This is a genomic window from Caenispirillum salinarum AK4 (genome assembly GCF_000315795.1).
Taxonomy (GTDB): Bacteria; Pseudomonadota; Alphaproteobacteria; order Rhodospirillales; family Rhodospirillaceae; genus Caenispirillum; species Caenispirillum salinarum.
Window position 1 is genome coordinate 122,669 of record NZ_ANHY01000010.1, and the last position, 20,631, is coordinate 143,299.

General features: G+C 69.9%; 17 protein-coding genes. 11 read left to right on the forward strand and 6 right to left on the reverse strand.

Annotation, left to right across the window (positions count from 1 at the left end; translation table 11 throughout):
* Window positions 1–39: 39 nt before the first annotated feature.
* Entirely contained in the window at window positions 40–921 is an 882-nt protein-coding gene (locus C882_RS11665; RefSeq protein ID WP_009540811.1) for an EamA family transporter, read from the forward strand.
* Window positions 922–962: 41 nt separating this feature from the next.
* On the forward strand, window positions 963–1,595 hold the full coding sequence (wrbA, locus tag C882_RS11670; RefSeq protein WP_009540812.1) for an NAD(P)H:quinone oxidoreductase: 633 nt from the start codon (window positions 963–965) through the stop codon (window positions 1,593–1,595).
* Between the two features lie 4 nt (window positions 1,596–1,599).
* Here wrbA and C882_RS11675 read toward each other — a convergent pair whose 3' ends face one another.
* Window positions 1,600–3,201, reverse strand: coding sequence for a S41 family peptidase (locus C882_RS11675; RefSeq protein ID WP_009540813.1), 1,602 nt, complete (start codon window positions 3,199–3,201; stop codon window positions 1,600–1,602).
* A 255-nt stretch (window positions 3,202–3,456) separates the two neighbouring features.
* Here C882_RS11675 and C882_RS11680 point away from each other — a divergent pair, with 255 nt between their 5' ends.
* The 3 genes from C882_RS11680 to egtD all read left to right on the forward strand — a co-directional run bounded on the left by C882_RS11680 (window position 3,457) and on the right by egtD (window position 7,121).
* Window positions 3,457–4,698: a cysteine desulfurase-like protein gene (locus C882_RS11680; RefSeq protein ID WP_009540815.1), complete on the forward strand. Its 1,242-nt coding sequence runs from the start codon at window positions 3,457–3,459 to the stop codon at window positions 4,696–4,698.
* A gap of 87 nt (window positions 4,699–4,785) precedes the next feature.
* On the forward strand, window positions 4,786–6,114 hold the full coding sequence (egtB, locus tag C882_RS11685) for an ergothioneine biosynthesis protein EgtB (RefSeq protein WP_009540816.1): 1,329 nt from the start codon (window positions 4,786–4,788) through the stop codon (window positions 6,112–6,114).
* Window positions 6,114–7,121 carry an L-histidine N(alpha)-methyltransferase gene (gene egtD / locus C882_RS11690; protein WP_009540817.1) on the forward strand — a complete coding sequence of 336 codons (1,008 nt, stop codon included), beginning with the start codon at window positions 6,114–6,116 and terminating at the stop codon, window positions 7,119–7,121. The genes egtB and egtD overlap by 1 nt, the downstream gene beginning before the upstream one ends.
* On the opposite strand, the gene C882_RS11695 is transcribed toward egtD, so the two are convergent.
* Together C882_RS11695 and C882_RS11700 are read right to left on the reverse strand one after the other, a co-directional pair.
* A complete protein-coding gene (locus C882_RS11695; protein ID WP_009540818.1) occupies window positions 7,118–7,543 on the reverse strand; it encodes a PaaI family thioesterase in 426 nt (141 codons plus the stop codon). The two genes, egtD and C882_RS11695, sit on opposite strands and share 4 nt — an antisense overlap.
* 91 nt (window positions 7,544–7,634) lie before the next feature.
* Window positions 7,635–8,057 carry a PRC-barrel domain-containing protein gene (locus tag C882_RS11700; RefSeq protein WP_009540819.1) on the reverse strand — a complete coding sequence of 141 codons (423 nt, stop codon included), beginning with the start codon at window positions 8,055–8,057 and terminating at the stop codon, window positions 7,635–7,637.
* A 126-nt stretch (window positions 8,058–8,183) separates the two neighbouring features.
* On the opposite strand from C882_RS11700, the gene C882_RS11705 reads away from it, so the two are divergent.
* A complete protein-coding gene (locus C882_RS11705) occupies window positions 8,184–10,286 on the forward strand; it encodes a S9 family peptidase (RefSeq protein WP_009540820.1) in 2,103 nt (700 codons plus the stop codon).
* A 58-nt stretch (window positions 10,287–10,344) separates the two neighbouring features.
* Here C882_RS11705 and betA read toward each other — a convergent pair whose 3' ends face one another.
* The 3 genes from betA to betI are packed head-to-tail and all read right to left on the reverse strand — an operon-like array spanning window position 10,345 to window position 14,129.
* Window positions 10,345–12,000 carry a choline dehydrogenase gene (betA, locus tag C882_RS11710; RefSeq protein WP_009540821.1) on the reverse strand — a complete coding sequence of 552 codons (1,656 nt, stop codon included), beginning with the start codon at window positions 11,998–12,000 and terminating at the stop codon, window positions 10,345–10,347.
* Between the two features lie 21 nt (window positions 12,001–12,021).
* On the reverse strand, window positions 12,022–13,482 hold the full coding sequence (gene betB / locus C882_RS11715; RefSeq protein ID WP_009540822.1) for a betaine-aldehyde dehydrogenase: 1,461 nt from the start codon (window positions 13,480–13,482) through the stop codon (window positions 12,022–12,024).
* A 50-nt stretch (window positions 13,483–13,532) separates the two neighbouring features.
* Complete coding sequence (betI, locus tag C882_RS11720) at window positions 13,533–14,129, reverse strand: choline-binding transcriptional repressor BetI (protein ID WP_009540823.1); 597 nt, start codon at window positions 14,127–14,129, stop codon at window positions 13,533–13,535.
* Between the two features lie 385 nt (window positions 14,130–14,514).
* On the opposite strand from betI, the gene C882_RS11725 reads away from it, so the two are divergent.
* From C882_RS11725 to C882_RS11745, 5 genes are all read left to right on the forward strand, one after another.
* Window positions 14,515–15,486 (forward strand): choline ABC transporter substrate-binding protein, encoded by a 972-nt coding sequence (locus C882_RS11725; protein WP_043645116.1) that lies wholly within the window; start codon window positions 14,515–14,517, stop codon window positions 15,484–15,486.
* A 91-nt stretch (window positions 15,487–15,577) separates the two neighbouring features.
* Window positions 15,578–16,423, forward strand: coding sequence for a choline ABC transporter permease subunit (gene choW / locus C882_RS11730; protein ID WP_009540825.1), 846 nt, complete (start codon window positions 15,578–15,580; stop codon window positions 16,421–16,423).
* On the forward strand, window positions 16,420–17,664 hold the full coding sequence (gene choV, locus C882_RS11735; RefSeq protein WP_009540826.1) for a choline ABC transporter ATP-binding protein: 1,245 nt from the start codon (window positions 16,420–16,422) through the stop codon (window positions 17,662–17,664). Before choW ends, choV begins: the two co-directional genes overlap by 4 nt.
* 134 nt (window positions 17,665–17,798) lie before the next feature.
* Window positions 17,799–18,581: a DeoR/GlpR family DNA-binding transcription regulator gene (locus C882_RS11740; protein WP_009540827.1), complete on the forward strand. Its 783-nt coding sequence runs from the start codon at window positions 17,799–17,801 to the stop codon at window positions 18,579–18,581.
* 122 nt (window positions 18,582–18,703) lie between these two features.
* Complete coding sequence (locus tag C882_RS11745; protein ID WP_009540828.1) at window positions 18,704–20,548, forward strand: hypothetical protein; 1,845 nt, start codon at window positions 18,704–18,706, stop codon at window positions 20,546–20,548.
* The last annotated feature ends 83 nt before the right edge of the window (window positions 20,549–20,631 follow it).

Below are 20,631 nucleotides of genomic sequence, written 5' to 3' on the forward strand. Positions count from 1 at the left end.
TTCCGGCATGGAAGAAACACCCCCCAAAGGAGCCTTCGGATGCCCCGCCCGCTCGACATCCTGCTGACGGCCGCCGCCCCGGCGGTCTGGGGCAGCACCTATCTGGTCACCACCGAATTTTTGCCCGACGGCTACCCGCTGACGGTCGCCACCTTGCGCGCCCTGCCGGCGGGACTGCTGTTGCTGCTGTTGGTGCGGCGCCTGCCGCGCGGCGTCTGGATCGGCCGCGTGCTGATGCTGGGGGCGCTGAATTTTTCGGTCTTCTGGTGGATGCTGTTCGTCGCCGCCTATCGCCTTCCCGGCGGCGTCGCGGCCACGGTCGGCGCGCTTCAGGCGCTGGTGGTCATCGTCCTCGCCCGCCTGCTGCTGGGCGCGCCGATCCGTGTGCCTTCGGTCCTGGCCGCCGTGGCGGGAGTGGGCGGCGTCGCCATGCTGATCCTGGGCCCGGCCGCCGCGCTGGACCCGCTGGGGATCGCCGCGGCCCTGGCCGGAGCCGTCTCCATGGCCGGGGGAACGGTCCTCAGCCGTCGCTGGCAGCCGCCGGTCTCTCCGCTGACCTTCACCGCCTGGCAGTTGACTGCCGGCGGCCTGCTCCTGCTGCCGGCAGCGCTGCTTCTGGAGCCGGCCCTACCGCCGCTGACGGCCGCCAACGGCCTGGGGCTGGCATACCTGGGCCTGATCGGCGGGGCGCTGACCTACCTGCTGTGGTTCCGCGGCATTCCGCGCATCGAACCCGCCGCCATCGCGCCCCTGGGCTTTCTCAGCCCCCTGACGGCGGTGGTGCTGGGCTGGCTGGTGCTGGAGCAGACGCTGACACCCGTCCAGGCGACCGGCATGGCGGTGGTTCTCGGCAGCGTCTGGCTTGCCCAGCGCGCCCAGCGCCCGCCACCCGCCGCCGCGCTGGCAACCGCCTCCCGCTGACACGTAACCGCTTGCAACACCCCCGCAATCTGGAGGTCCCCATGACCAAGGTTCTCGTTCTCTATTACTCGGCCTACGGCCACATCGCGACGATGGCCCGGGCCGCCGCCGACGGGGCCCGCACCGCGGGCGCCGACGTGACGGTGTTGCGCGTGCCCGAAACCCTGGACGAGGCAACACGGGCCGCCGCCGGCATCATTCCCGACCCGGAGCCCGTCGCGGTGCCGGCCGACCTGCCGGACTACGATGCCATCCTGTTCGGCACGCCGACACACTTCGGCACCATGGCGGGACAGATGAAGGCCTTCCTGGACAGCCTTGGCGGCCTGTGGGCCCGGAACGCCCTGGTGGGCAAGGCGGCCGGCGTCTTCACGTCGAGCCAGAGCCAGCACGGCGGGCAGGAGCACACGCTCTTGTCCACCCAGGCGGCCCTGCTGCACCTGGGCATGGTGATCGTCGGCCTGCCCTATACCTTCACCGGGCAGACGCGCATGGACGAGATCACCGGCGGATCACCCTATGGCGCGACGACCCTGGCCGGCGGCGCCGACGGCGGATCACGCACGCCGTCGGCGACCGAACTGGACGGCGCGCGCTTTCAAGGGCGCCATGTGGCGGAGATCGCCGCGGCCCTGGCAACGGGCCGTCCCGCCCGCAGCCCCGTTCCGGCCTGAGCGCTTACGGCTCCAGCGTGGCGTGCTGGGTCTGGACGCTGGCGTCGCGGATCAGGCCCAGTGCCACGTCGATGTCGGTGTCCATGCCCGTGCGGTTCTCGCGCGCGCAAGCCTCGCGGAGGGTTTCGCGTTCCGCCTCGGCGTCGAGGGGCACCGTCTCCCAGCGCGCTTCCACCGCCTCGGCCACCGGCGTGCCGATGCTGGCCGTCATGGCCGTGGCGGGGATGAAGCCGCCGGCGTCCGCGTCCTCCAGCGGCTCCGCCACGCCCGACAGGCAGAGCGACGGCATGACGCCCAGGCCCTGGATAGCGTAGCCGGCGGGGCTGTGGAAGCGCGACCAGGTCAGCTTCAACTCCCCCTGGTTGGGCAGGCGGACGATGGTCTGCACCGTGCCCTTGCCGTAGCTGTTGGTGCCCACCAGCATGGCCCGGCCGCTGTCCTTGAGCGCGGCGGCCAGGATTTCCGACGACGAGGCCGAGCGCCCGTCCACCAGCACCACCAGCGGGCGGCCCTTCAGCAGATCGCCGGGACCGGCGGTATAGGCCTGCAGGCTGCCGGGGTGCCGGCCGCGGGTGGAGACGATGGGACCGCCTTCGAGGAACAGATCCGCCACGCCATAGGCCTGGTCCAGCAGCCCGCCCGGATTGCCGCGCAAATCGAGCACCGCGCCGGCCAGCCGGGGATCGGCCGCCAGAGCATCCGCGACCGCGTCACGGACCGAGGCCGTGGTGGCGATGTTGAAGCGACGCACCCGCACCACCGCCACGCCATCGCGCACCTCGGCCTCCACCGAGGGCGGCACCACCTTGTCGCGCACGATCGTGACGTTCCGCGCCGGCCCGTCGGCACGGACGACGGTCAGGGCGACCTCCGTATGGCGCGGCCCGCGCAGGCGGCGGCTCATTTCGGCCAGTTCCAGGTCAGCCAGCGCAGCGCCGTCGGCGTGGGTGATCAGGTCGCCGGGGCGCAGAAGGCCATCCGACGGACCTTCGGCCATGACCTCCTTGATGCGGATCGGCCCGCCGTCGCGCACGTAGCGCACGCCGATACCGGAAAAGCCGTTGCGACGGGAGCGCTGCTTCTCCGCGTCGCCGGGAGAATCATAGCGGCTGTGGGCGTCCATGCCTTCCAGCGCGGCGTCCATGATGGCTTCATGGATCGCCTCCAGATCGGCCGCCGCCAAGGCTGTGCTGTGGTGGCGCATCTCGCGGGCGACCACGGCCACCATGCCGGCCCAGGTGCGGGCGATCTCGTCCTCCGGCAGCGGTGCGCCCAGAACCTCGAGCCCGTCGACGCTCAGCAGCGCCGCCCCGTCCTTGACCGCCACCGATACGGCGGGGTCGATTGTCGACAGCCCGTCGAGCCCGGCCACCGCGAGTTCGGGGATGGAGCGCGGCTCGATGGCGCGGTCGTGGATGGCCTGGAAGCCCCGGCGCAGCAGGGTCGCCGTCTGGCCGAAATCGGCGTCTTCGGTGGCGAAAGGCGCCACCGGAGCCGGCGTGGCCGCGGCCGGTGCGGCCGGTGCGGCGGCGGTGGCGGGCACACCGGTGGGCAGAACGGCAGCCAGCCCCAGGGCCAGCCCCGCGAACAGGGACGATCGGACCATTTTCGCTCTACTCTCCTCGGGAGGGGCGCCGTCGCGCGCCCTCGCGTTGGCCTAGCTCTTGTGGCTAGTTTCCTCCCTCGAAGGGTACAGAGGATGATCCCGAAAGTTCAACACGCCGCTGCAAAAAGTAACCGTTTGGCGAGCTTCCCCGAACGGGGACGCGCGTTGGTTTCCAGGGGCGGGATCAGCCCTTGCGCACCCTGTATGGCAGCCATGTTACATTGCAGCGCAGCATAAGCCAAAGGAGACCTTCGTATGACTCACGCCGCCACCGCCCGCCGTCTGGACCTCGACGCCCGGCGCCGGGAATTTCCTGCGCTGGCGGACGGCTTCGTGTTCCTGGACAACGCCGGCGGATCGGCGGTGCTGAAGCGGGTGGCGGACCGCGTTGCCGAGTACATGCTGACCACCAGCGTGCAGCTCGGTGCCTCGTACCGGCCCTCGGCGGATGCGGCGGAGAAGGTGTCGGCGGCGCAGGCGGCGGTGGGGCGGCTGCTCAACGCGCCGCACACCGACGAGGTGGTCATGGGCGGCTCGACGACGCTGCTGCTGCACCTGCTCGGCGAGGCGCTGGAGCCGTCGGTGCGGCCGGGCGACGAGATCATCGTCACCGACATCGACCACGAGGCCAACGTCGGCCCCTGGCGCCGGCTGGAAAGGGCGGGTGCGGTGATCCGCGAGTGGCGGGTGAACCGCGACAGCATGGACCTGGAGCTTGAGGACCTGGACGCCCTGCTCTCCGACCGCACCACCTGGGTGGCGGTGACACACTGCTCCAACATCCTGGGCACCGTCGTGCCGGTGGCGGAGGTGGCTCGGCGGGTCCATGCCGCCGGCGCGCGGCTTTGCGTGGACGGCGTCGGCTACGCGCCGCACCGGCTGGTGGACGTGCAGGCGAGCGGCGCGGACGTCTACGTGCTCAGCTTCTACAAGACCTTCGGGCCCCACTACGCGGCCATGTGGGCGGACCGCGACCTGCTGGAGGCCCTGCCCGGCCTCAACCACTATTTCATCACCGACACGCCCGGGAAGCTGCAGCCCGGCAGCGTGAACTACGAGCTGGTTCACGGCTGCGGCGGCATTGTCGACTACCTGACGGACACGGGCCGCGCACTCGGGGCTGAGGGAGACGATCGCGCGCTGATGGCGGCCGCCTTCGACGCCTTCACGGCCCACGAGGACGCGCTGTCGGAGCGGCTGCTGTCGTACCTGCGCGACCGGCCCGACGTGCGGATCATCGGGCGGTCCCGCGTCGGCAACGGCGATCGTGTGCCGACCATCAGCTTCACGGTCGGCGGGCGTCCCTCGGAGGACATCGTGCGCCAGGTGGAACGCCACGGCATCGGCATCCGTTTCGGCGACTTCTATGCCAAGCGCCTGATCCCGGCGCTGGACGCGGACCGCAACGGCGGTGTCGTGCGCGTCTCCATGGCCCACTACAACACCGGCGACGAGATCGACCGGCTTATCGGCGTGCTGGACGACGCAATGAAATGACCGGGGGCCGCAGGTTTCGCGCAACCGGGGGTCCCCGCTGACGTTGTGGAGGCATCGACATCTTCAGCAGAGAGGGGGCCTCCGCCGATGTTGGACGACGACCGGACCGGGACGCCGGCCGCGCACCCTGCCGAGCCGGCGCACGCCGACCGCGATTCCCTCCGTGCCCGCTATGCTGCGGTCCGCAAACGGACGGAGGACCTGGCCGCCCGCCTGTCCCCGGAGGACATGCAGGTGCAGCCCCGCACCGAGTGCAGCCCCACCAAATGGCACATCGCGCACGTGACCTGGTTCTTCGAGACCTTCATCCTGCGCGAGGTCTTTCCCAGGCGGAAGCCCTTCCACCCGGATTTCCCCTTTCTCTTCAACAGCTATTACTGGGGTGCCGGACCCCGCCAGCCGCGCCCGGAACGGGGCCTGCTGACCCGCCCGCCGCTGGATGACGTGTATGCGTACCGTCGCGCCATCGACGCGGACATGGACCGCCTCCTCGCCATTGCCGAGCCCGACACGCTGGCCGCCATGCTGCCGGTGCTGGAGATCGGTCTGGCGCACGAGGAGCAGCACCAGGAACTGATCCTGATGGACATCCTGGACCTGTTCTCGCGTAATCCCCTGCGGCCCGCCTACCGCCCGGCCGAGGCCGCGCCGGCTGCCTCCGGGGCGGCGGCGGCGCTGCGCTGGCACGAGCATCCCGGCGGCATCGTCGGCATCGGCCACGGAGCGCCGGGCTTCGCCTTCGACAACGAGGGACCGCGCCACGACGCCCTGCTGCGCCCGTTCCGCATTGCGTCGCGCTGCGTCACCAACGGCGAGTGGCTCGCCTTCATGCAGGACGGCGGCTACGAGCGTCCCGACCTGTGGCTCATGGACGGCTGGGGCACCGTGCAGGCGGAAGGCTGGCAGGCGCCGGAGTACTGGGTGCGCGACGGTGACGGCGGCGGCGGCTGGTTGCAGTACGGGCTGACGGGCACCGGCCCCATCGACCCGGCCGCGCCGGTGGTACATATCTCCTTCTACGAGGCCGACGCCTACGCCCGCTGGGCCGGCGCCCGCCTGCCGACGGAAGAGGAATGGGAAGCCGTCGCCGCCGGCCTGCCGGTCGAGGGGCATTTCCTCGTCCACCCCGCCCGCGATGCGCTGACGCCCCGCCCCGCCCCCGCGGCCGTCGGGCCGGTGCAGATGTTCGGCGACGTGTGGGAGTGGACGGGCAGCCCCTACCGCCCCTACCCCGGGTACCGCCCCCCCGCCGGAACGCTGGGCGAGTACAACGGCAAGTTCATGAGCAGCCAGATGGTCCTGCGCGGCGGATGCTGCGCCACCCCCGCCGGCCATCTGCGCCCGACCTACCGCAACTTCTTCTATCCGCACGAACGCTGGGCCTTCAGCGGCGTGCGCCTGGCGGAGGACTGTTGATGCCGCGCGAGACCCGCGACACCGTAAGCCCGACAGTGCCCGACATTCCCGAGGTACTGGCGGACTTCATCGACTACGGCCACGACGCCGACACCTTTCAGCACGACGTCATTACGGGCCTGGGCGCGGCGCGCAAGGCGATCCCGCCCAAGTACTTCTACGACGAGCGCGGCTCGCGCCTGTTCGACGCCATCTGCGCGTTGCCGGAATACTACCCGACGCGGACCGAGGTGGCGCTGCTGCGCGCCCACGCCGCCGAAATCGCCGCCCTGCTGGGCTCCGACGCCTGTCTGGTGGAGTTCGGCTGCGGATCGCTGACCAAGGTGCGCGTGCTGCTCGACGCCGCCCCGGACCTGGGCGGCTTCATCCCCATCGACATCTCGCGCGAGCACCTGCTGGCGAGCGCCGTGTCGCTGGCCGCGGACCATCCGGGCGTGGAGGTGGCCGCCGTCTGCGCCGACTTCACCCAGCCCATCACCCTGCCGCCGGCGGCGGCGCGGCGGCGGCGGGTGGGTTTCTTCCCCGGCTCCACCATCGGCAATTTCGAGCCTCGCGACGCGCTGGCGTTCCTGCGCACCGCCGCGCGCCAACTGGGAACCGGCGGTGGCATGGTGATCGGCGTCGACCTGGTGAAGGACGCCGAGGTGCTGCGCGCCGCCTACAACGACTCCCGGGGCGTGACGGCGGCCTTCAACCTGAACCTGCTCAGCCGCATCAACCGGGAACTGTCCGGCAGCTTCGAGCCGCGCCATTTCCGCCACGAGGCCGTGTGGAACGCCGACGACAGCCGGATCGAGATGCACCTGATCAGCCGCCGTGCCCAGCGGGTGCACGCCTGCGGCCGGTCCTTCGCCTTCGCCGAGGCGGAAACCATCCACACCGAGAACAGCTACAAGTACACGGTGGAGGGCTTCAAGGCCCTGGCCGAACAGGCCGGCTTCGCCCACCGCAGAGTCTGGATGGACGGCGACGGCCTGTTCAGCCTGCATTACCTGGACGTGGCTTAACCCTTCTGCGGGATGATGGCGTAGGTGCTGGAGACGTGGCCGGCCGGCGCGTCCTCGCCGTCGGCGCGGATGGTGACGTCGCCGAACGCCATGGTGCGGCCCAGCTTCAGGAGACGCGCCTCGGCGATGACGTCGCGCTCGGCGATGGCGCGCATGAAGCTGGTGGTCTGGGTGACGGTGGTCATGGGCCGGAACTCCCCGAAGGCGCCCGAGATCAGGAACACCATGGAGGTGTCGGCCAGCGCCATGATCGCCTGGCCGCACACCGTGCCGCCGACGCGGGTCAGCCGCTCGCTGAAGGGCATTCGGACCACCGCCCGGTCGGCGCCGGCGTGTTCGATGGTCAGGTTCAGGTCCTGGACCCAGGGCGCGAACAGGCTGGTCTTCATTTCTTCCGTCTGCTCGCGGGTAAGGCCGGTCATGGACGTCTCCCTGTCTTGATGTTGGTTCGCCCTCCGGTTTAACAGAGCGGCGCGCCATGTAAACAGGGTCGCGGCCCGGGACGAAGCCGCATCAGTCCCGCCAGCGCGGCAGGGCCTCCAGTTCCTGTTCCGTCAGCGTGGTGACGAAGGCGTCTCCGGTCGTGCTCATGGAGGCCTTGGACAGCGGCAGGACCACCGGATCGCCCAGGTCCAGCAGGCCGTCGGTCTCCACCGCCAGGGCCCGCGCCCGGCCGTCGCGACCGGCCAGAACGCCCTCCACCTCGCCGAGGGGACGGCCGAGGGACCCCACCACTGGCATCCCGCGCACCACTGCAATCAGGCTTTCGCCGCGGCCGTAGTCCGCCGGCAGCGCCCAGTCGTCGGGCCAGGTGATGCCGTTGTCGGCCTGCTCCACCAGCCGCAGGTCGGTGGCGTCCAGCCCCTCGGCCGTCTGGGCGAGAAGTGGCACAGGAAGCAGCAGCAGGGCGGCGGCAAGCAGGCGGCAACGGGTCATGACGGCCTCCTCGGGCGGTTCGGCGTGCCTGCAAGTAACTTCGACAACCCGGCGGGCGTTGCCCGAAGGCCCGTCCATGCACCATGTTGAGCCGGAAAGCCTTTTCATCTTCAGGAGACCCGATCCTTGACCGACCGTGCCGCCGCGACCCCGCCGACTCCACCGCGCGACGTGGAAACCCGCAGCTATCACGACGGCCGCTTCACCACCGAGGACCCCTACGCCTGGATGCGTCCGCCGGGCGCCATGGCCTACCTGAAGGACCCCTCGGTGATCTCGCCGGCCATGATGGAGCACCTGAAGGCCGAAAACGCCTTCACCGAGGCCTGGATGGCGACCAATGCGCCGCTGCGGGATACGCTGGTGGCGGAGATGCGCGGGCGCATCGCGGAAGACGACGACAGCGTGCCCCTCAAGGACGGCGCCTTCGAATACTGGCGCCGGTTCGAGGCGGGGCGCGATTATCCGGTCTTCGTCCGCCGCCCCGTCGACGGCGGCCCGGAGCAGGTAGTGCTCGACGCCAATGCCGAGGCCGCGGAGGCACCGTTCTTCTCGCTGGGCAGCCTGGACCGCAGTCCCGACCAGCGCCTGCTGGCGTGGTGCGCCGACCTGGCGGGGCACGAGTTCTACACCCTGCACATCCGCGACATCGAAACCGGCCGCGATCTGGAGCGCATCGAGAACGTACGCCCCGGCGTCGCCTGGGACGAGGCCGGCGAGACGGTCACCTATGTCCCGCTGGACGCCGACCACAAGACGCGCCGCGTGCTGCGCCACCGCCTCGGCACGTCGGTCTCCGACGACGTGGTGGTGTTCGAGGGCGACGGCGAGAGCTTTCTGTCCGCCGATGCCACGGCCTCGCGCGCGTTGATCCTCATCAGCGCGCACACCCACGGCAGCGACGAAATCCGCCTGCTCAAGGCCGATGGGCAGGACAGCGCGCCCGTGCTGGTGCGCCCCCGCGAGGACGGCGTGCGCTACGAGGTGGAGCACGACGCCCCGCGCGACCGCCTGGTCATCCGCACCGACCTGGACGCCGAGGACTACCGCATCTGCACCGCCGATCCGGCCAGCCCCGGCACGTGGCACGACCTTGTGCCGCACCGGCCGGGCCGCTACATCGGCGGGCTGTCGCTGTTCCGCCGCCACATGGTCCGGCGCGAGGTGGTGGAGTGCGTCCCCCGCCAGGTCATCACCGACCTGGAGACGGGCGACGAGCGCGTCGTCACCTGGGACGAGCCGCTGTACGACATGACCACCGCCGGCGCGCCGGAATACGACACCGCGACGGCGCGCTTCCACGCCTCCTCGCCGCGCCGTCCCGACCACGCCGTCGACCTGGACCTCGAGAGCGGCGCGCAGACGGTCCGCAAGGTGCAGGTCATTCCTTCGGGGCACGACCCGGACGCCTATGTGGTGGACCTGGAGTGGGCGACGGCGCCGGACGGAGAGCGGGTGCCCGTGACCCTGCTGCGCCACCGCGACACGGTGCCGGAAAACGCGCCGGTGCTGCTGTACGGCTACGGCGCCTACGGCATCACCGACACCGACGACTTCCGCGCGGGACCGCTGAGCCTGGTCGATCGGGGCGCCATCTGGGCCGTCGCCCACGTTCGCGGCGGTCGCAAGCGCGGCGGCGCCTGGTACCGTCACGGCAAGCTGGAGCACAAGACCAATACCTTTGCCGACTTCATCGCCGTGGCCGATCATCTGGTGGCGCGCGGCCTGACCCGGCCCGGCCGCATCGTCGCCATGGGCGGCTCGGCCGGCGGAATGCTGATGGGCGCGGTAGCGAACCGGCGGCCCGACCTGTTCGCCGGCATTCTGGCAATCGTGCCCTTCGTGGACGTGCTGAACACCATGCTGTCGCCCGACCTGCCGCTCACCCCGCCGGAGTGGAGCGAGTGGGGCAATCCGGTGGAGGACGCCGAGGCCTTCCAGCGGATGCGCGACTATTCGCCCTACGACAACGTCCGCCCGCAGGCCTATCCAGACATGCTGGTGACCGCCGGCCTGTTCGACCCGCGCGTCACCTTCTGGGAGCCCGCCAAGTGGGTCGCCCGCCTGCGCGAGACCGCCACCAACAGCCCGACCATCCTGCTGCACACCGAGATGGAAGCCGGCCACGGCGGCAAGAGCGGCCGCTTCAAGGCGTTGGAGGAACGCGCCATGCTCTGGGCCTTCGCCCTGGAACGCCTGGGGCTGGCGGACGCGCAGCCTGCGCGGTAGGACCAGCCGGAACGGACAAGGCGCCGGAGAAATCGTCTCCGGCGCCTTGTTTCCTGCGTCAACGCTGGGCGGTCTGCCAGGTGTCCGGCACGAAGACGTCGGCGTTGGACGGCGGCAGCGGATCGCGGCCCAGCACACGGTCGGCCAGCTTTTCCGCCAGCATGATCGTCGGGGCGTTCAGGTTGCCGTTGGTGACCGTCGGCATGATGGAGCTGTCGATCACGCGCAGTCCCTCCATGCCGTGCACGCGGCCGTCGGGGTCCACCACGGCGTCTGCGTCCGTGCCCATGCGGCAGGAGCCGGCGGGGTGGTAGGCCGTTTCCGCCGTCTCTGCCACCCAGTCGTCGATCTCGTCGTCGCGCACCACGTCGGGGCCCGGCGAGACCTCGGCGCCGCGGTAGGGCGCGAAGGCCGGTTGCTCGAAGATTTCCCGCGTGAAGCGCAGGCCGGCGCGGAAGCCCTGCTTGTCGGCCTCGTTGTTCAGGTAGTTGAACACCATGCGCGGCGGCGCGGCGGGATCGGCCGAACGCAGCGTCACTTCACCGCGGGCCTTGGGCTTGTTGTGCCCCAGGTGAACCTGGAAGCCGTGCCCCTTGACGGCGCTGGAGCCGTCGTAGGCGATGGCGCCAGGCAGGAAATGGTACTGGATGTCCGGCCACTTCAGCCCGGCGCGGCTGCGGATGTAGCCGTTGGCCTCGAAGTGGTTGGTCGCGCCCAGGCCGGTCTTCGTCAGCAGCCATCGCGCACCGATGCGCGCCCGCCCGATAGGGCCGAGCCAGCCGTTCAGGGTGATCGGCTGCGTGCAGCGCTGCTGCACCCAGACCTCCAGGTGGTCCTGAAGGTTCTTGCCCACACCGGCCAAGTCGTGGACGACCTCGATCCCGTGCTCGCGCAGGTGCGCCGCCGGGCCGACGCCCGACAGCATGAGCAGCTTGGGCGAGTTGAAGGCGCTGGCCGACAGGATCACCTCTTTCCGCGCGCGCACGGTGACGGTCTTTTCCCCCTGCCGGTATTCCACGCCGACGGCCTTGCGGCCCTCGAACAGGATGCGCGTGGTCAGGGCGTGCATGCGCAGGGACAGGTTCGGCCGCGACAGCACCGGCTTGAGGTAGGCGTTGGCCGTCGACGACCGCACGCCGTCGCGCACACTCATGTCCATGCGGCCGAAGCCTTCCTGGCGGCGGCCGTTGTAGTCGGCCGTCTCGCCGTAGCCGGCCTGCTTGCCGGCCTCGATGAAGGCGCGGTAGAGCGGGTTCTTCATGCCGTTGCCGTTGCCGACCCCCACCGGGCCGCCGGTGCCGCGATAGGCGTCGGCGCCGTAGACGCAGTCCTCGGCGCGCTGGAAATAGGGCAGCACGTCGGCATAGGACCAGCCTGTGGCGCCCAGCTCCGCCCATTCCTCGAAGTCCCCGGCGCAGCCGCGCACATAGGCCATGCCGTTGATCGACGACGACCCGCCGATCACCTTGCCGCGGGCCTGGTGGATGCGCCGGCCCTTGAGGCCGGGCTCGGGCTCGCTGTGGAACTCCCAGTCGAACTTCGGCATGTTCAGCGGGATCGAGAAGGCGGACGGCATCTGGATGAAGATGGAGTTGTCCTTGCCGCCGAACTCCAGCAGAAGCACCTGGTTGCCGCTCTCGGCGCTCAGGCGGTCGGCGAGCACGCAGCCCGCCGAACCCGCGCCGACGATCACGTAGTCGAAGGTCTCGGTCATCGGTACAACCACTCTCTGAAATCAGTACGGCGCGTCGACGTCGCCGAGCGACACGTAGACGCTCTTGGCCTGGCTGTAGTGCTCGATGGCGGCATGGCCGTTCTCGCGCCCCAGGCCCGACTGCTTGACGCCGCCGAACGGCATCTCGATGGGCGTGATGTTGTAGTCGTTGATCCAGCAGGTGCCGGCTTCAAGCTGCGCCACCACGCGGTGGCCGCGCGCCAGGTCGCGGGTGAAGACGCCGGCCGACAGGCCGTAGTCGGTGGCGTTGGCGCGGCCGATCACCTCGTCCTCGGTGTCGAAGGTCAACACGCTCATGACGGGGCCGAAGATTTCCTCGCACACGATGCCCATCTCGTCGCCGCAGTCGGCGAAGACGGTGGGGGCGATGAAGACGCCGGCCTCGCAGCCCGGCACCTCGACACGGTGGCCGCCGGTGACCAGCGTCGCGCCTTGGGCGCGACCGGCCTCCAGATAGCCCATGACCTTCTCCCCGTGCTCGGCCGAGATCATGGGGCCGACGTGGGTGGCCGGATCGCGCGGGTCGCCGATCACCATCTTTTCCGTCCGCGCCTTCAGTTTTTCCAGGAAGGCGTCGCGCACGTCGCGGTGCACGAAGACGCGGGTGCCGTTGGAGCAGATTTCGCCCTGGCTGTAGAAGTTGCCCATCATGGCGCCGCCGACCGCGTTGTCCAGGTTGGCGTCGTCGAAGACGATGAGCGGCGACTTGCCGCCCAGCTCCATGGTGACGTGCTTGAGGGTGCCGGCGGCGTCGGCCATCACCTTCTTGCCCGTGCCCACCTCGCCGGTCAGCGAGACCTTGGCGATGCCGGGGTGCCGGGTCAGCGCCCGCCCGGTCTCGGCGAAGCCCTGCACCACGTTGAACACGCCCGGCGGCAGGCCGGCCTCAGTGTAGATTTCCGCCAGCTTGAGCGCGGTCAGCGGCGTCATTTCCGCCGGCTTGAAGATCATGGCGTTGCCGCAGGCCAGAGCCGGAGCACTTTTCCAGCAGGCGATCTGGATGGGATAGTTCCAGGCGCCGATGCCTGCGCAGATGCCAAGGGGCTCACGCCGGGTATAGGCGAAGGCGCTCTGCCCCAGCGGAATGTGCTCGCCGGTCAGGGTCGCGGCCATGCCGGCATAGTACTCCACCGCGTCGGCGCCGGTGACGATGTCGACCACCGTGGTTTCCTGGATGGGACGGCCGGTGTCCAGCGTCTCCAGTTCGGCCAGTTCATCGTTGCGCTCGCGCAGGATGCGGGCGGCGCGGTTCAGGATGCGGCCGCGCTCGGCGCCCGTCATGGCCGACCAGACACGGAAGCCCTCGCGCGCGGCCTCCACCGCCCGGTCCACGTCGGCGGCGCCGGCGGCCTGGATGGTCGCCAACACCTCGCCGGTGGCGGGATTGCGGGTTTCGAAGGTCTCGCCGGAGGTGGCGTCCACGTACTGGCCGCCGATGTACAGCTTCTGCTGATCCGTCATGTCTCGTCCGTTTCGGTTTGCTGTGAGTCGGGAAAGCGGCGGGCGGGCTCTCAAGCCGCCACGCACCGCGTCTCCAGGTAGAAATGCAGCACCTGCAGCACCCGCCGGCGCGCGGCGGACACGTCCAGTCCGCCGGGCGACAGGGCGGCCCGCATCCAGATGCCGTCGATCAGGCTGCCGAGAACCTCGGTCACTTCCTCCAGGTCGGCCTCGGAGAAGCCGACCGGGCGCAGGGCGGCCCGCAGGTTGGATCGCAGCCGGCGGATATAGAGTTGCTGCAGCCGCTCCAGTTCCTCGTCGTGGGGCACCTGCGCCCAGAACGCGAGCCACGAGGCGACCACCTCTGGCACGCTCTGCGTTTCATCGAAGTTGGCCAGCACCACGGCCTCGACGCGCTCCACGGGCGTTTTCGCTTCGGCCAGCCGCGCGACCACCATGCGCCGCAGGTCGGTCAAAAGGCTGCGCATGGTCGCGGCCAGAAGTTCATGCTTGCCGCCGAAATAGTGCGCGATGATGCCGGAAGACATGCCGGCCTTCCTGGCGATCCGCGCCACGGTCGCATCCGCATAGCCATTTTCATGAATGGCGGAAATGGTTGCATCGATAAGCTGTTTACGCCTCAGGGGCTGCATCCCGACTTTCGGCATGGTCTCTCACTTCAGGGGCAGGCGCATTTTCTGTTGACAGAACGCACTCTGGCGTTTTTTTATTGAACAGTCAATCAAGAAAACCGGCCGCCGCGGCGCCGGCCTCCTCGACGCAGGAGGCACCGCCCCAAGCACCAAGCGGCGCCGCAAGAGGGTTCGCATCCGTCGCATCCCGTGACCCGGCCGCCGCCCGGCGGCCCGTGCGCGGACCCTCGGCCGACCGGTCCGGCTTCACGCCACGCATCGCCCCGCCCCTGTTCCGGCCGGGGCGCACGACCGGACAGAGGAGTTGAGTTTCCGGCCCGCCGCCGTCGCGCCTCCAGGGTGAGGCGGACGCGCGTCAAAGGCGGTGGGCCCTCGACAACCCAAGGAGACGAGTTTGACCATGACGACCAACACCGCCCGCCGCGCCACCACCCTAACCGGGACCCTGCTGGCTGCGGCCGCCACGGCCACCATCGCCGCCGCGCCGGCGCAGGCCGCCGATCCGGCCGAGTGCAAGCAGGTGACCTTCTCCGACGTCGGCTGGACCGACATCACCGCCACCACCGCGACGGCATCGGTCATCCTGGAGGCGCTGGGCTACGAGCCGGAGACCGAGCTTCTGTCGGTGCCGGTCACCTACGCCAGCATGGCCAACGAGGAGGTGGACGTGTTCCTGGGCAACTGGATGCCCACCATGGAAGGCGACATCCGCCCCTATCTGGAAGACGGCACGGTGGAAACGCTGGACGCCAACCTGGAAGGTGCGAAGTACACCCTGGCCGTGCCGGAGTACGTCTACGAAGGCGGCCTGCAGTCCTTCCAGGACATCGCCAAGTTCGAGGACAAGCTGGACGGCAAGATCTACGGCATCGAGCCGGGCAACGACGGCAACCGCCTGATCCAGGACATGATCGACAACGACACCTTTGGCCTGGGCGACTTCGAGCTGGTGGAAAGCTCCGAGCAGGGCATGCTGTCGCAGGTCAACCGCGCCACCAGGCGCGACGACTGGGTGGTGTTCCTGGGCTGGGAGCCGCACCCGATGAACGCCAACATCGACATGAAGTACCTGTCGGGCGGTGACGACATCTTCGGCCCCAACTACGGCGGCGCCACCGTCTACACCAACGTCCGCGAAGGCTTCATGGACGAGTGCCCGAACCTGGGCAAGCTGATCGACAACATGACCTTCTCGCTGTCCATGGAAAACGAGATCATGTCGTCCATCATCAACGAAAACATGAAGCCCGAAGCCGCCGCCACCGCATGGCTGAAGGACAACACCGAAGCCGCCCTGGCCTGGCTGGACGGCGTGACCACGGCTGACGGCGGCGACGCCGAGGCCGCCCTGAAGGAGTCGCTGGCCGAGTAAGCCGGGCGCCCTTCAGGAGCCGCCGCGCCGCTCCCCGACCCCCTCGCCGGCGCGGCGGCTCCCCTTTTTTTGAACAACGTGACATTCGGACATGGACTGGCTGACCGACTCCAAGATCCCGCTCGGCGCGTGGATGAGCGATTTCGTGGACTGGCTCAACGAGCACGCCGCGATCGTCTTCTACACGATTTCCGACGTCCTGGGCTTCCTCATCGAGGGGTTCATGGACATCCTGCTGTGGTTCAACCCGCTGGTGCTGATCGCGCTGGTCGCCGGCCTCGCCTGGGGCCTGCACCGCAAGTGGCAGTTGGTGGCGCTGATCGTGCTGTCGTTCCTGCTGATCGTGAACCTGGGCTACTGGGAAGCGACCATGGAGACGCTGGCGCTGGTCCTGTTCGCCACCGCGCTGTGCATGCTGATCGGCGTGCCGCTGGGCATCGCCGCGGCCCACCGCAACTGGCTGTACCAGGTGATCCGTCCCATCCTGGACCTGATGCAGACCATCCCCACGTTCGTCTACCTGATCCCGACGCTGATCCTGTTCGGGCTGGGCGTGGTGCCGGGGCTGATCTCCACCGTCATCTTCGCCATTGCGGCGCCGGTGCGCCTGACGTACCTGGGCGTGTCCTCGACGCCGACACAACTGATCGAGGCCGGCGAGAGCTTCGGCGCGACGCGCAGCCAGATGCTGTGGAAGATCGAGCTGCCGCACGCCATGCCGACCATCATGGCCGGCCTGACCCAGTGCATCATGCTGTCGCTGTCCATGGTGGTGATCGCCGCGCTGGTGGGCGCCGACGGCCTGGGCAAGCCCGTGGTCCGCGCGCTGAACACGGTGAACATCGCCCAGGGCTTCGAAGCGGGGCTGTCCATCGTGATCCTCGCCATCATCCTCGACCGTGTCTGCAAGCAGCCCGAGCGAAAGGCCGCCCGATGACCGACACCGCCGTTTCCTTCCGCCACATCGACGTCGTCTTCGGCAAGAAGCCGGCGCCCGCCATCAAGCTGATGGACGAAGGCCGCAGCCGCGCCGAAATCCAGGAAAAGACCGGCCACGTGGTCGGCGTGTCCGATGCCACGCTGGACGTCCGCCAGGGCGAGATCTGCGTGCTCATGGGCCTGTCGGGCTCGGGCAAGTCGACGCTCCTGCGCTGCGTCAACGGCCTGAACCGGCCCACGCGCGGCGAGCTGATCGTCAACGTCAACGGCGAGTCCGTCGACGTCGCCTCCTGCGACGTGAAGACGCTGCGGCGCCTGCGCACCAAGGGCATCGCCATGGTGTTCCAGCAGTTCGCCCTGCTGCCCTGGCGCACCGTGGCCGAGAACGTCGGCTTCGGGCTGGAAGTCCAGGGCATCTCGAAGAAGGAGCGCGACCGCATCGTCGACGAGCGCCTGGCGATGGTCGGCCTGTCCGAATGGCGCGATGCCTTCGCCCATGAACTGTCCGGCGGCATGCAGCAGCGCGTCGGCCTGGCCCGCGCCTTCGCCCAGGATGCGCCGATCCTGTTGATGGACGAGCCGTTCTCGGCGCTGGACCCGCTGATCCGCAACAAACTGCAGGACGAGCTTCTTGTGCTGCAGAAAGAGCTTCAGAAGACCATCATCTTCGTCAGCCACGACCTGGACGAGGCCATGAAGCTGGGCAGCCGCATCGCCATCATGGAAAGCGGCAAGGTGGTGCAGTACGGCACGCCCGAGGACATCGCCCTGCATCCGGCGGACGCCTACGTGGCGGACTTCGTCGCCCACATGAACCCGGTCAACGTGCTCAAGGCGTCCTCGGTGATGACGCCGCTGGCCGACGCGCCGCGCGCCGAGGGCGGGGCCGTGGTGGCCGAGCCGGAGACCGACACCCGCGTCACCATGGACGCGGCCGGCCACGCCGTCTCCGCCGAGAGCGCCGCGCACGAGGCCTCGCCGGTCGTGCCCTACGAGCAGGCCGCCGCCGACCCGCAGGCGCTGGCGGAAGGCACGGTCGTCACCGCGCCGGCCGACATCACCCTGCGCGAGGCCATGGAAATCCGCCGCGCCACCGCCGCGCCCCTGGTGGTGGAAGAAGACGGCCGTGCCGTCGGCGTGCTGGGCAACAAGGAACTGTACGCCGCCGTCCTGGGCGAGCCCGCTGCCGGCTCGCAGCCCGAGGCCGCCCCGGCCCCACGCGACTCCTCGGCCGCCTGACCGGCCTCTTCCTTCAGGGCGCCGTTCATTCGAACGGCGCCCTTTTTCATCCGGACATGATCGAACCGTCATGGTGGTGTAACAGGAACCGGCTAAACTCGTGACCGACGAGAAGACCGGAGGATCGCAGACCCGTGACCACGCCCCAGGAGCGCCGCGCCCGCATCGCCGAACAGGTGCGCCAGGCGGGTTTCGCCAGCATCGACAGCCTGGCGACCCATTTCGCCGTGACGGAACAGACCATCCGCCGCGACGTCAACGCGCTGTGCGACCAGGGCGTGCTGCGGCGCCGCCACGGCGGGGTGGAATTGCCGATCGAGCGGGAGAACCTGCCCTACGACAACCGCAAGGTCCTGAACCTGGCGGAAAAGCGCGCCATCGCGGCGATGGTGGCGGCGCGCATCCCCGACGGCGCGTCGCTGTTCTTCTCCATCGGCACGACGCCGGAACTGGTGGCCCAGGCCCTGTGCGACCACGCCCACCTGCGCGTTTTCACCAACAACCTGAACGTCGCCGCCGCCTGCTGCGGCAATCCGACCTTTGAGGTCACCATCGTCGGCGGGCGTCTGCGCAACCGCTACCGCGACGTGGTGGGGCATGACGTCAACCAGTTCTTCTCGCAGTACAAGGTGGACTTCGGCGTCTTCGGCGTCGGCGGCATAGATTCCGAGGGCGGCCTGCTGGACTTCGCCGAGGAGGAGGTGCGCGCCCGCGAGGCCATCCTGGCCAACAGCCGGCGGTCCATCCTGATCGCCGACCACACCAAGTTCGGCCGCAATGCCGTGGTGCGCGGCGGGTCCATCACGGACGTCGACCTGTTCTGCACGAACCGCCCCCTGCCGCCCGGGATGGCGGAACGGCTGCAGGCGGCGGGGGTGGAGGTGCTGCTGGCCGAGGTCCCCGCGGCCCTGTCGTGAGTCCCCGTTCGAGCCCCCGCCCCATCATTGACAACCGTTGCGAGGGCACCCTACCGTTCTCCCCATGGCGCCCCGGTGCGACGGGACCGCGCAGCGCGGCGCCACGCAGAGGGGGAGACCTGATGACTTTGCGATTTGCCGCCGCCCGGCGCGGCGCCGCTGCCGCACTGATTGCCGGCTGCCTTGCCGCCACCGCGCCCGACGTCCTGGCCGCCGACAGCGCCGAGGACCTGTTCAAGCAGGCCTTGACCATCAACCAGGACGCGATGGAGGTGGAGGGCCCCGAGGCCCGGGTCCTGATGCTGCGGGACGTCGATGCCCTGCTGGACTTGATCGTCACCCGTCATCCCGACAGCCGCCTCGCCCAGATGCTGGCGGAGGGCAAGGCCATCGGCCGCTTCAGCCGCGCCGACGTCCGCGCCCGCCTGGCCGACGCCGAGGCGGCGCTGTCGCCGGCGATGCGTGACGCCCTGGGCGCCGTCGCCGCGGGTCCGGCGCCTCAACCCGCCGCGACCCCGGCACCGGCGGCGGGAACCGGTGACTGGCCGCAGCCGCTCCAGGCCGCGCTGCTCCAGGCGCTGGGCGCCGACCATGCCATGGACCGGCCGATCACCGAGCTGCTCCGCATCTTCAGCGGGGACGCGCCGGTGCACGTCGGCGCACCCCCTCAGGTGGAGCGCGGCACCGGCGGCCGGCTGACCGTGGCGCTCGACGCGGTAACGCTCGGCGCCGGCACGGACAGTGCGGCAGAGGTGGAGTTCATCCGCATCACGCTGGCGCCCGAAGGCGACCGCCATCTTGCCGCCTCGGTCACCATGGCGCCGACCGTGCGCTTCGACGGCGGCATGATCGCCATGGACGCGCCCCGCGTCGAGGGGGTGTTCAACACCGACCTCAACGTCTACAGCCGCTACGTCGCGGAAGCGAAGAACCTGCGCGCCTTCGAAACGGTGACCGACGCCGGCGGCGCCGGCCATCCGGTGGAAGTGATGCGGCTTGACTCCCTCGCCGTCACGCAGGACCTGGACGACAGCCAGCCGACGGTGACCGGCACCGGCGGCTTCGTCGCCGAAGGGTTGGTGGCCGTGCCCGAGGGCCCGATCGACAGCGCGGCGGAGCGCTTCACGCTGGACCGGGCCGCCTTGACGATGGATCTGGCCGGCCTCGACTGGAACAGCTACATGGCCATCTCGGACATGGCCGCCATGGCGGGTGTGACCGGCGAGGACCCGTCCGACGAGGCCGTCGCGGCCCTGTTCGCCGCCATGGACTGGGCCAGCGCCGGCGTTGACCTGTCGCTGGAGGGCGCGACCGTCACCAGCAACGGCACCCTCATCGCCCGCAGCGACGCGCTCGCGCTGAGCCTCTCGGCCGACAACGCCGGCGGAACGGGCGACGTGCTGCTCAACCTGTCCGGCCGCGGCATCGGCCCGACGGACGCCGGCTGGGCCATGGCGCGCGCCGAAGAGGAGAGCCTCTCCGCCCTTCCGGTCGGCGCCGTGCCCACGGACGCGCACCTGAGCCTGCGGCTGCGCTCGGTGCCTTACAGCGGGCTGCTGCAGGCGGCGCAACAGGACACCGCCGCAGCCCGCAGGCGTGCCGCCGAACAGGCCGTCGCCGCGGCCGCGCCGGAGGTCGTGCTGGAGGATCTGCGCCTCGACGCGCCCGAGGCTCGTCTGACCGGCTCGGGCACGGTGACCGACATCAGCCTGACGGGGATGCCGCCGACGGCCTCCGGCACCTTCGAACTGGCCGGCCTGGACATGCTGATCGGGCACCTCAACGGCTTGGCGCCCACCCGGCCGGACCTGGAGAAGTTGCTGCCGGTGCTGGTGGTCCTGAAGGGCCTGGGACGTGCAGAGGCGCCGGGCGCCGACACCCTGGTCTATGACCTGACCTTCAGCCCCGCGACCGGCCGGACCATCAACGGAGTCCCGCTTGGGGCGCTGGGGGCCGGCAACCGCTGACCGCCCCGACGAACCGCGGCGCGCCTGAGAGAACCGGTGGCCGCGGCGGCGGGCGGTCCCGACGCGGCGGCTATACCCAAGCG

Coding starts and splice junctions, on each gene's coding strand:
- C882_RS11675 (WP_009540813.1), bottom strand. CDS start 3,201: ATGGTCCGATCGTCCCTGTTCGCGGGGCTGGCCCTGGGGCTGGCTGCC.
- wrbA (WP_009540812.1), top strand. CDS start 963: ATGACCAAGGTTCTCGTTCTCTATTACTCGGCCTACGGCCACATCGCG.
- C882_RS11700 (WP_009540819.1), bottom strand. CDS start 8,057: ATGACCCGTTGCCGCCTGCTTGCCGCCGCCCTGCTGCTGCTTCCTGTG.
- C882_RS11725 (WP_043645116.1), top strand. CDS start 14,515: ATGACGACCAACACCGCCCGCCGCGCCACCACCCTAACCGGGACCCTG.
- betB (WP_009540822.1), bottom strand. CDS start 13,482: ATGACGGATCAGCAGAAGCTGTACATCGGCGGCCAGTACGTGGACGCC.
- C882_RS11680 (WP_009540815.1), top strand. CDS start 3,457: ATGACTCACGCCGCCACCGCCCGCCGTCTGGACCTCGACGCCCGGCGC.
- C882_RS11665 (WP_009540811.1), top strand. CDS start 40: ATGCCCCGCCCGCTCGACATCCTGCTGACGGCCGCCGCCCCGGCGGTC.
- choV (WP_009540826.1), top strand. CDS start 16,420: ATGACCGACACCGCCGTTTCCTTCCGCCACATCGACGTCGTCTTCGGC.
- egtB (WP_009540816.1), top strand. CDS start 4,786: ATGTTGGACGACGACCGGACCGGGACGCCGGCCGCGCACCCTGCCGAG.
- betI (WP_009540823.1), bottom strand. CDS start 14,129: ATGCCGAAAGTCGGGATGCAGCCCCTGAGGCGTAAACAGCTTATCGAT.
- egtD (WP_009540817.1), top strand. CDS start 6,114: ATGCCGCGCGAGACCCGCGACACCGTAAGCCCGACAGTGCCCGACATT.
- C882_RS11695 (WP_009540818.1), bottom strand. CDS start 7,543: ATGACCGGCCTTACCCGCGAGCAGACGGAAGAAATGAAGACCAGCCTG.
- C882_RS11745 (WP_009540828.1), top strand. CDS start 18,704: ATGACTTTGCGATTTGCCGCCGCCCGGCGCGGCGCCGCTGCCGCACTG.
- betA (WP_009540821.1), bottom strand. CDS start 12,000: ATGACCGAGACCTTCGACTACGTGATCGTCGGCGCGGGTTCGGCGGGC.
- choW (WP_009540825.1), top strand. CDS start 15,578: ATGGACTGGCTGACCGACTCCAAGATCCCGCTCGGCGCGTGGATGAGC.